Annotated in this window: 9 protein-coding genes; 3 read left to right on the forward strand and 6 right to left on the reverse strand. The window is 71.1% G+C overall.

Going from position 1 to position 9447, the window contains the following annotated elements:
• Positions 1–12: 12 nt before the first annotated feature.
• Entirely contained in the window at positions 13–669 is a 657-nt protein-coding gene (locus RJT50_RS03135; RefSeq protein ID WP_313693997.1) for a hypothetical protein, read from the reverse strand.
• 107 nt (positions 670–776) lie between these two features.
• Between RJT50_RS03135 and RJT50_RS03140 the strand changes: the two genes are divergently transcribed.
• Positions 777–1925, forward strand: a complete 1149-nt coding sequence (locus tag RJT50_RS03140; protein ID WP_313694000.1) for an archaeosine biosynthesis radical SAM protein RaSEA — start codon at positions 777–779, stop codon at positions 1923–1925.
• A 259-nt stretch (positions 1926–2184) separates the two neighbouring features.
• Here RJT50_RS03140 and purQ read toward each other — a convergent pair whose 3' ends face one another.
• On the reverse strand, positions 2185–2856 hold the full coding sequence (purQ, locus tag RJT50_RS03145; RefSeq protein WP_313694002.1) for a phosphoribosylformylglycinamidine synthase I: 672 nt from the start codon (positions 2854–2856) through the stop codon (positions 2185–2187).
• Positions 2853–3104 carry a phosphoribosylformylglycinamidine synthase subunit PurS gene (gene purS / locus RJT50_RS03150; protein WP_313694004.1) on the reverse strand — a complete coding sequence of 84 codons (252 nt, stop codon included), beginning with the start codon at positions 3102–3104 and terminating at the stop codon, positions 2853–2855. The genes purQ and purS overlap by 4 nt, the downstream gene beginning before the upstream one ends.
• Before the next feature lie 222 nt (positions 3105–3326).
• On the opposite strand from purS, the gene RJT50_RS03155 reads away from it, so the two are divergent.
• Complete coding sequence (locus RJT50_RS03155; protein WP_313694006.1) at positions 3327–4250, forward strand: formyltetrahydrofolate deformylase; 924 nt, start codon at positions 3327–3329, stop codon at positions 4248–4250.
• Between the two features lie 107 nt (positions 4251–4357).
• Here RJT50_RS03155 and RJT50_RS03160 read toward each other — a convergent pair whose 3' ends face one another.
• From RJT50_RS03160 to RJT50_RS03170, 3 genes are all read right to left on the reverse strand, one after another.
• Positions 4358–5371 (reverse strand): phosphoribosylaminoimidazolesuccinocarboxamide synthase, encoded by a 1014-nt coding sequence (locus RJT50_RS03160; RefSeq protein WP_313694008.1) that lies wholly within the window; start codon positions 5369–5371, stop codon positions 4358–4360.
• 145 nt (positions 5372–5516) lie between these two features.
• On the reverse strand, positions 5517–6368 hold the full coding sequence (locus RJT50_RS03165; RefSeq protein ID WP_313694011.1) for an alpha/beta fold hydrolase: 852 nt from the start codon (positions 6366–6368) through the stop codon (positions 5517–5519).
• A 32-nt stretch (positions 6369–6400) separates the two neighbouring features.
• Positions 6401–7795 (reverse strand): FAD-binding oxidoreductase, encoded by a 1395-nt coding sequence (locus RJT50_RS03170; protein WP_313694012.1) that lies wholly within the window; start codon positions 7793–7795, stop codon positions 6401–6403.
• A gap of 144 nt (positions 7796–7939) precedes the next feature.
• Between RJT50_RS03170 and cofH the strand changes: the two genes are divergently transcribed.
• Entirely contained in the window at positions 7940–9415 is a 1476-nt protein-coding gene (cofH, locus tag RJT50_RS03175) for a 7,8-didemethyl-8-hydroxy-5-deazariboflavin synthase subunit CofH (RefSeq protein WP_313694014.1), read from the forward strand.
• Positions 9416–9447: the final 32 nt, after the last annotated feature.

Below are 9447 nucleotides of genomic sequence, written 5' to 3' on the forward strand. Positions count from 1 at the left end.
CTCCGACCGGAGTCACCGCTGGTCCCGCCACGTCTCGTAACCCAGCAGCGCCACCGCGGCACCGAAGAGCGGAAAGCCGAGCGGCAGTGACCCGCTGACGAGGAGGACGACCCCGACCAGGTAGAGCAGGTAGTGAACCACCGGGACGAGCGCGCTCGCGACGAGGAGCCACCCCGCGACGCGTCGCACGCCGGACGACCGCGTCAGGCTCGTCCCGAGGAGGAGCGACCCCGCCCCGATCACCAGGAGCCCGACGACGTGGAGGCTCCACCAGGCCGGCCTGATCTCCTGCAGGGGGGTGAGCGCGTACCACACCAGTTCCCAGACGTTCAGTCGGCCCTCGCTCCACAGGGTCACCGCCGGATAGAGCCACTGGGACATCGTCGTGACCGCGAGCTCCACGAGGAGCCCGTAGCCGACGACCGCGGTCAGACTCGCCTTCGTCCCGGTGACCAGCAGCGGCCGCCACTCGACGAACCCGGGCGGGCGGTCGACGCCGACCGACCGACCCGCGAGGACGCGGGCGAAGTAGCCCATCAGGAACGCGACCGGGAACAGCAGGTAGCTGAAGTTCAGGAGGACCGTCCCCACGACGACGGTCGTCACGAGCCTGTCGCTCGCGGCGACGTACTCGAAGCCGCCCCGGAGGTCGTCGCGGAACCCGCTCATGGTTCGGTGGCCCGGGAGAACGTCGGGAACGGGTTCGACGGCCGCGGTGAAAAGCTGACCGGCGGGGAGACGACGCACATTTAGCCGTCGCCGGCGAACGCCCGCCAATGAGCAAGCCGAGCCCCGAACCGTCCGAGCGGGGGCGGGGGATGGACGCGCACAACGAGGTGATGCGCGACATCCGGTCCGAGAAGGACGCCAGCTACGACCCCCACGAGCCGACGCGGGTGTGGCTCGACGAGGACAACACGCCCGGCGGCGTCAAGCGGTCGCTGACGATCATCCTCAACACGGGCGGCTGCCGGTGGGCCCGGGCCGGCGGCTGTACGATGTGTGGCTACGTCGCCGAATCCGTCGAGGGCGGCAGCGTCACCCACGAAGCGCTGATGGACCAGATTCAGGTCTGTCTCGACCACGAGGCCGAACACGCCGACGAGGGCGAGGGTCCCGCGCCGCTGGTCAAGATTTACACCTCGGGCTCGTTCCTCGACGAGCGCGAGGTGTCCGCGGAGTCGCGCGCGGCCATCGCCGGGACGTTCGCCGACCGCGAGCGGATCGTCGTCGAGTCGCTCCCGGACTTCGTCGCCGCCGAGAAGCTCCGCGACTTCACGGGTCGCGGCCTCGACACGGACGTCGCCGTGGGGCTGGAAACCGCGACCGACCGCGTGCGCCACGACTGCGTGAACAAGTACTTCGACTTCGCGGACTTCGAGGACGCCTGCGCGGAGGTCCGCAGGGCCGACGCGGGGGACGGCTCGCCGGCGGATTCCGGGGCGGACGGAGCGGACGACGGCGAGGGGGCCACCGCCGGCGTCAAGGCGTACCTGCTGATGAAGCCGCCGTTCCTCACCGAGTCGGAGGCCCTCGAGGACATGGTCTCCTCGATCGAGCGCTGTGCGGCCGTCGAGGGCTGTCACACCGTCTCGATGAACCCCTGCAACGTCCAGCGCTACACGATGGTCGACGAACTCCACTTCCGGGGCGGCTACCGCCCGCCGTGGCTCTGGTCGGTCGCCGAGGTGCTGGAGCGGACCGCCGACGTCGACGCCATCGTCGTCTCGGACCCGGTCGGCCACGGCTCCGATCGGGGCGCCCACAACTGCGGGGAGTGTGACGACCGCGTCCAGACCGCGATCAAGGACTTCGACCTCCGGCAGGACCCGTCGGTGTTCGAGCAGGTGTCCTGCGACTGTGAACGGACCTGGGAACTGGTGCTGGCCGAGGAAACCGGGTTCGCGCAGCCACTGACGCGGTGAACGGGCGGCCTGACCCCCGGAATCTCCGCCGGCGTGTGAGTGACCGGCCGTTATCGGGCGAGTAACCAAGCAGTCGGTGGTCGTTCCTCCGCGCGGGACCGATCATGGAACCAGTCGAGTGCGTCCTCTGCCCGTCGGGGTGGGTGGAACTGCGGGACGCCTCCCAGCCCGGACAGTGGCTCGCAACGGACACGCCGGTCGAGTGTCGGCAGTAAGGGGCACCGGCCGGGAAGTCGCCCGCGCTCCCGCGATCGAGCGATCAGGCGAACGCGCGGAGCACGCCCTGCCCGTCGGTGCCGCCGACGTCCGGCAGCGTCGCGCGCTCGGGGTGGGGCATCATCATCGCGACCGTCTCCCGTTCGCCGAGCACGCCGGCGACGTTCCCGGTCGACCCGTTCGGGTTCGCCGCGTCGGTGACGCTCCCGTCGGCCTCGCAGTAGCGGAACAGCACCCGGTCCTCGTCGTTGAGCGTCGCCAGCCGCTCGTCGCTGATCTCGAACCGGCCCTCGCCGTGCGCGATGGGCACCTCGATGACCTCGCCCTCGTCGTACGCCGCGGTCCAGGGCGTGTCCGCGCGCTCGACCCGGAGGTGAACGTGCTCGCACTGGAAGCGCGCCGACCGGTTCGTCGTGAACGCGCCCTCGGTCAGGCCCGCCTCGCAGCCGATCTGCGCGCCGTTGCAGACGCCCAGCACCGGGACGCCGTCCTCGGCCAGCGACCGCACCTCCTCCATCACGGGGGTCCGCGCGGCCATCGCGCCGGCCCGGAGGTAGTCGCCGTAGGAGAAGCCGCCGGGGACCACGACGCCGTCGGTGTCGGCCGGGAGGCCATCCGCGTGCCAGACGCGCTCGGCGTCGATGCCGAGGTGCGAGAGCGCGCGCACGGCGTCGCGGTCGCAGTTCGACCCGCCGAACTGCAGTACCGAAATCATCGCTCGGTCACGTCCACGTCGTAGTCGTGGATGGTCGGGTTCGCGAGCAGGCGTTCGGCCATCTCGTCGGCCCGCTCGCGGGCCGCGTCGGCGTCCGCGGCGTCGAGGTCGACCTCGAAGCGGTCGGCCGACCGGAGCGCCTCGAGTTCGAACCCGAGGCGTTCGAGCGCCCCCTTCGTCGTCTCGGCCTCCGGGTCGAGCACCCCGCGTTTCAGCCGGACCGTCACCGTGGCCGTGTAGCCGGTCATACCCGTACTGCGCGGTCGTGATTAAAATCGGTTTTGGGTCGTCCCCGGTGTACACGTTCGTGGTCGAAACCGTGGACCAGCGCGCTCCGGGGACGCACGGCGGACGCCTCACCGGGATGGACCCGCACGGACGGTAACGGTCGCGCCAAGCGACAGAGGCTTGAGTCACAACGTAGTGAACACCTGTATGTCCCGTTCGGACGCCCCGGAGGTGAGCGGCCGATGAGCGAGCTGACCGAGATCGTGGTCGTCGGAGACGACGACACCGGACTGGTCGCCCGCGTCACCTCGCTGCTGTTCGAGCGGGGGTGCAACATCGAGGACCTCGACCAGGCGGTCCGGGACGACGTGTTCCGGATGCGCCTGCACGCCGACACCGCGGGGATGGTCTGCAAGGCCGAGACGCTCCGGGAGGACCTGGAGGACCTGGGCGAGGACCTGGGCGTGGACGTGCGGGTCCGCTTCCCGGACGAGCGCGAGGCCCGCCGCATCGGCCTGCTCGTCACCAAGGAGGCGCACGCACCACGCGCCGTGCTCGAAGCCTGTGCCGACGGCACGCTCGACGCCGAGGTGGCGATGATGGCCGGCAACCGGAGCGCGCTCGAATCGCTGGCCGCGGAGTTCGACGTCCCGTTCTTCGACGTCGGTGACGAGAGCGGCTCCCACGACGAGGCGGAGCTGCTCGACCTGCTGGCCGAACACGACGTCGACTGCATCGCACTCGCCCGGTTCATGCGCATCCTCTCGCCGGAGGTCGTGTTCCGCTACGAGGGCCGCATCGTCAACGTCCACCCCTCGTTGCTGCCGGCGTTCCCGGGCGCGGAGGCGTACCGGCAGGCAGTCGAGGGCGGCGCGCGCGTCGCGGGCGTCACGGCCCACTACGTCACGACCGACCTCGATCAGGGGCCGGTCATCGCCCAGCGCGGGTTCGCCGTCCCGCCCCACGCCGACGCCGACGACCTCAAGGAGCGCGGGCAGCCGCTCGAATCGGAGGCGCTCGTCGAGGCGCTTCGCGCCCACCTCGCGGACGCGCTCGTGGTCCGTCGCGGCCGGACGCAGCTCCGCGAGGAAGTCGACCCCGAGGAGTACGACCTCGGCGGCGTCACAGCGCCGGAGGCCCCCGCGCCGATGCCGTCCGCGGAGTAGCCGAACTCCCTCGGCGGGCGGCGCGAGGAGGGCGTCGTCAGTGATTCTCGTGCGCGACCGAGGACCAGCTCGACGCGACCGGTCGTGAACTCGCCACCCCCGCCCGATTACAGCTCCCGAACGCGCTCGACCGCCGCGCCGACGTCCGGCGCGTCGAACCAGTCGCCGTCGGTGTACGCGTTCGCGCCGGCGACGTACATGTCGGCGGCGGCTTCCACCACTCCCCCGGGGAGCGCCGGCGGTTCGACCCCGCAGAGCGGCCGCCAGTCGGCGACGTCCTCGCGGTCCGCACGCGCCTTCGCCTCGCCCACCGCCTCGACCCAATCCGGGTGCTCGCGCTTGTAGTACTGCCGGACGACCTCCTTGGACACCTCCTGGCCGTCGTAGGCGAAGCGGTTCTCGTCGAACGTCCCCACGACGTCGGCGACGCGGACCTCGCCGTCGACGTAACAGCACTCGATCTTCCCGTCCTCGTGGACGAACCCCGTCTCGGCCGCGCGCTCGGTGAGCAGGTCGTTCACGCGCCGGGCGACCGACTCGAGGTCGTCGGCGTCGGCCTCGCCGGCGACGTCCCCGGCCTCGTCGGCGTCGAGGTAGCGGTCCTGCTCCTCGAACTTCGTCGAGAACTCGACGACCGGAACCGGGAGCGGGACGGCCTCGTCGGGCCACTCGTCGCGGTCGAGGCCGAGGTCGCGGGGGTCGGCGCGCGAGCGGAGGCTGGAGCCGACGGGGACCGCGTTCCGGAACACGATCTCGAGGGGGACGACGTAGTTCGATCCGGTTTCGGCGTGGAACGCGTCGTAGTCGTACTCGCCGTCCGAGAACGGGAGGTCGGGGACGTTCACGAGGTCGATGGCGAGTTCGCCCGGGGCGTCCTCGGCCTCGGCGAGCGGGGTCGCGTCCGCCCCCACGCCGCGGTAGTGTGTCGGGACGCCCGCGCGTTCGAGCAGTTCGAAGTTGAACGCGCCCATCGTGCAGAGCGACGCGCCCTTCCCCGGGATCTCGTCGGGCATCTTCCCCCAGTCGAAGACGGAGTAGTCGTCGGTGAAGACGAAGCTCCCCGCGCCGGGTGCCGCGTCGGTGGGCGCGCGCTCGACGCGGAACTCCTTCACGCTCGTCATGGCCGAGGTGCCGGGCGCGGGCCGTATGAATCTTTCAGTTCCGTGCGTACCTCGACCCCCGACCGGGAATTGATATACACGTTCGTGTGTCTTCGGGGCGGGCGGCGGGGGGAGATGCCGCCGGCGGGGAGAACCGGTCCGGTGCTCACGGCGACCCCACGTCGCCGGAGGAACCCCCGGACCCTCCGGCGTGTTCGGCCAGGAACTCCCGGATGGCGGCCGTGACGACCGCGGGGTCGTCGAGGTTCGAGGCGTGGCCGGCGTCGAGCACCACCCGCACGGTCGCGTCCGGGAGTTCGGCCCCCAGTTTCGCGGCCTGGCGGCGGGCGAGGCCGACGTCGTTCTCCCCGTACAGCACCAGCGTCGGGGCGGTGATGGCCGAGAGGTCGAGCGGCGTTCCCGGGTACGCCGTCAGCGCGCGGACGACCTTCACGAACTCCGCCGTCGCCATCGTCGGGGCGTCCTCCCTGAGTTCCTCGACGGTGTCGTAGTCGCCGGCAGACCCCGGGTTGACCAGTTCGTTCAGCCACGTCAGCACGCGCTCGACCCGCTCGTAGCCGATCAGGCGCGCGGGCGGAATCGTCGCCCGCAGCGTCGCGAACTGGACCCGGTCCCGCCAGGTCGTGAACTCGGGGGTGAACGTGTCCGCGAGCACGAGGCCGGCCACGCCTTCGGGGTACCGGGCGGCGTACACCTGTGCAATGGCCCCGCCCATCGAGAGGCCACAGAGCACCGGTCGGTCCAGGTCGAGCGCCCGCAGAAACGCGTCCAGATCCTCGGCGAACAGGTCGATGGAGTACGACTCAATCTCCGACCCGCCCGTCCGGCCGTGCCCCCGGACGTCGTAGGCAATCGTCGTGTACTCGTCGGCCAGCGCCTCGGCCTGCGGGAGCCACTGGCTCGACTCCAGCATGGCACCGTGGAGGAACACGACCGGGGGCCCGCTCCCCCGGCGCAGGTAGTGGGTCTCGACGTCGTCGGTCCGGACGGTGGGCATGAAGGTGGTGTAGGCAACCGAACTGGGTGAAGCTACTCCTCCGGGAACGTCGTCCCCGGGTTCAGCGTCCCGTTCGGGTCGAGCGCGTCCTTCACCGCCCGCATCGCGTCGACGGCGTCGCCGTGCTCGCGCCGGAGGAACTCGCGTTTCCCCTTGCCGATGCCGTGTTCGCCGGTGACGGTGCCGTCGAGTTCCAGGGCGCGCCCGATCAGGTCCTCGTAGGCCCGCTCGGCGCGGGTCGACTCGTCGGGGTCGTCGTGGTCGTAGACGGCGAAGTAGTGGAGGTTGCCGTCGCCCGCGTGGCCGAACGCCGGCACGAACAGGTCGTACTCGGCGGCGACGTCCTTCACCGCGCGGATCATCTCGGGGTAGGCGCCGATGGGCACCGTGACGTCGCCGGGGTGACCCATCGACGCCCCCTCGCGCCACTCGTCGGCGGCGTAGGTGATGTCCCGGCGGGCCGTCCAGAGGTCGTCCATCCCGTCGCCCTCGTCCACCTCGAACGACTCCACGTCGTGTGCGGCAAACACCGCCCTGCAGAACGCGACCTCCTCCTCGACGCCGTGGTCGGCGTGGAACTCCACGAACGCCATCGGGCGCTCGGGCATCTCCGTCCCGGAGTAGTCGTTGGCGACCGCCGCGGCGTCGGCGTCCATCAGTTCGATCTTCGCCACGTCGACCCCGGACGTGACGGCGTCCCGGACCGCCGCTGTCGCGTCATCGAGCGTCGGGAACACTGCCCGGCCGCCGCGGACCTGCTCGGGGATGCCCGCGAGTTCGAGCGTCGCGCGCGTCACGACGCCCAGGGTTCCCTCCGAGCCGACCAGCAGGTCGGTGAGGTTGTAGCCGCTGGAGGTCTTGGCGGCCATGGTGCCGGTTTCGATCACGGTGCCGTCCGCGAGCACGACCTCCAGCGCGCGGACCCAGTCGCCGACCTCGCCGTACTTCACCGTCCCCATGCCGGAGGCGTCGGTGGCGATCATGCCCCCGACCGTCGAGATGGCTCCCGAGGAGGGGAGCGGCGGGAAGGTGAGGCCGTGGCGGGCGACCCGTTCGTTCAGGTCGTCGCCGACGACGCCCGGTTCGACGTCGACGGTGAGGTCGTCGGGGCGCACGTCGACGACGCGGTCCATGCGCGTGAGATCGAGGCTGATTCCGCCCTCGACGGGCGTTACGTGTGACTCCAGGCTCGTCCCCGCGGCGTAGGGCGTGACGGCGACGCCGCGGTCGTCGGCCGCCGCCAGCACCGCGGACACGTCGGCGGTCGACTCGGGGAACACGACCGCGTCGGGGAGCACCTCGTCGTCGGGGGCCGTGTCGTAGCTCCCGGCGTGCGTGCCGCGGTCCGAGGTGCCCCGCGACACCTCGCCGTCGAGCGCGAGGTCGTCGAGGAACCCCGGGTCCCGTCCGTCCGCACCCTGACTCATGGGTACACGGGGCACGCCGACGACCAAGAGGGCTCCGGTGACGCGGGAGCGGTTCGCGGGTCCGCCCCCACCGGAGGGAGCCGGGACCGGCGAGGGGGACCGGCACCGTCCCGCTTTTCCCCCCGGGTCGTGACCGTTCGACCGATGACGCGCCCGTCGGCGGCCGACCTCGACCCGGACGACCTCGGCTTCGCACACGTCCCCGAGACCGACCAGTCGTTCGAGAACGCCCTGGCGAAGGCCCGCGACGGCCAGCGCCTGACCGTCGACGACGCGGTGGAACTGCTGACGACCGGCACCGACGGCGCGACGAGCATCGACCAGGAGCGCAAGGAGGCGGTGCTGGAGGCCGCGGACCGCCGGCGCGCCGAGGTCGTCGGCGACGACGTCACGTTCGTCGCGAACCTGAACAACAACGTCACGACGGCGTGCAACACGGGCTGTCTGTTCTGCAACTTCAAGGACACCGCCCACCGGTTCGAGGTCGACCGCGACGGCGACGGAGGGCCGTCGCGGCGCACCGACCACGACGGCGACGGAGAGCCGTCGCGGCGCACCGACCACGGCGGGTTCACCAAGACCCCCGCCGAATCCAGGGCGGCCGTCGAAGCCGGACTCGATCGGGGCATCTACGAAGTCACCTCGGTCTCCGGGCTGCACCCCGCGTTCGCGCTGAACGACGACCACCACGAGATCCTCCGCGGGTTCGAGAACCCGGCCCGCGAGGTGAACTACAAGCCGCCCGAGCGCTACGTGGTCGACCCCGGCACGTACGTCGAGCAGATGGCGGCCATGTCCGTGGGCGGCATCCACCTCCACTCGATGACGCCCGAGGAGGCGTACCACGCCCGGCGGGGAACCGACTGGAGTTACAGGGAAGTGTACGAGAGACTCCGGGAGGCGGGCCTCGATTCGGCGCCCGGCACCGCCGCGGAGATCCTCGTGGACGAGGTCCGCGAGGTCATCTGCCCCGGGAAGATCGACACGCAGGGGTGGCTCGACGCGATGGAGGGCGCGGTCGCGGCCGGCCTCGACGTCACCTCGACGATGATGTACGGCCACGTCGAGAACGAGATGCACCGGGCGATGCACCTCGAACGGATCCGGGACCTCCAGGACCGGACCGGCGGCATCACCGAGTTCGTCCCGCTCTCGTTCGTCCACGAGCGCACCCCGCTCTACGAGCACGGCGTCGTCTCGGGCGGCGCGAGCGACGACGAGGACGAACTGCTCATCGCGGTCGCGCGCCTGTTCCTCGACAACGTCGAGAACGTCCAGACGTCGTGGGTGAAGTACGGCGACGAGAAGGCGCTGAAGACGCTCTCGTGCGGGGCGAACGACTTCATGGGCACCATCCTCTCGGAGGAGATCACCAAGCGCGCGGGCGGACAGTTCGGCGAGTTCCGGAGCTTCGACGACTACGTCGAGATGGTGACCTCAATCGGTCGCACCCCGGTCGAGCGGTCGACGGACTACCGGACGACCCGCGAACTCGACCCGACCGAGGCCGGCCCGTTCGGCCCGACGCTCGGCCCGCGGGCCGACGGAACGCCGCTGTTGACCCCCGAGGAACGCGAGGCGAGGGCCGCCGGCGACCCCGGCGCCATCGCCGACGACTGAGCCGATCCACGGGGAGGACCCACCTTCTGGGG

The sequence above is a fragment of the Halobaculum sp. XH14 genome (assembly GCF_032116555.1).
In the GTDB taxonomy this organism is placed as follows: domain Archaea; phylum Halobacteriota; class Halobacteria; order Halobacteriales; family Haloferacaceae; genus Halorarum; species Halorarum halobium.

Excerpts from the sequence above, each read along its gene's own strand:
- RJT50_RS03135 (WP_313693997.1), bottom strand. The coding sequence starts at position 669 with ATGAGCGGGTTCCGCGACGACCTCCGGGGCGGCTTCGAGTACGTCGCC.
- RJT50_RS03140 (WP_313694000.1), top strand. The coding sequence starts at position 777 with ATGAGCAAGCCGAGCCCCGAACCGTCCGAGCGGGGGCGGGGGATGGAC.
- purQ (WP_313694002.1), bottom strand. The coding sequence starts at position 2,856 with ATGATTTCGGTACTGCAGTTCGGCGGGTCGAACTGCGACCGCGACGCC.
- purS (WP_313694004.1), bottom strand. The coding sequence starts at position 3,104 with ATGACCGGCTACACGGCCACGGTGACGGTCCGGCTGAAACGCGGGGTG.
- RJT50_RS03155 (WP_313694006.1), top strand. The coding sequence starts at position 3,327 with ATGAGCGAGCTGACCGAGATCGTGGTCGTCGGAGACGACGACACCGGA.
- RJT50_RS03160 (WP_313694008.1), bottom strand. The coding sequence starts at position 5,371 with ATGACGAGCGTGAAGGAGTTCCGCGTCGAGCGCGCGCCCACCGACGCG.
- RJT50_RS03165 (WP_313694011.1), bottom strand. The coding sequence starts at position 6,368 with ATGCCCACCGTCCGGACCGACGACGTCGAGACCCACTACCTGCGCCGG.
- RJT50_RS03170 (WP_313694012.1), bottom strand. The coding sequence starts at position 7,795 with ATGAGTCAGGGTGCGGACGGACGGGACCCGGGGTTCCTCGACGACCTC.
- cofH (WP_313694014.1), top strand. The coding sequence starts at position 7,940 with ATGACGCGCCCGTCGGCGGCCGACCTCGACCCGGACGACCTCGGCTTC.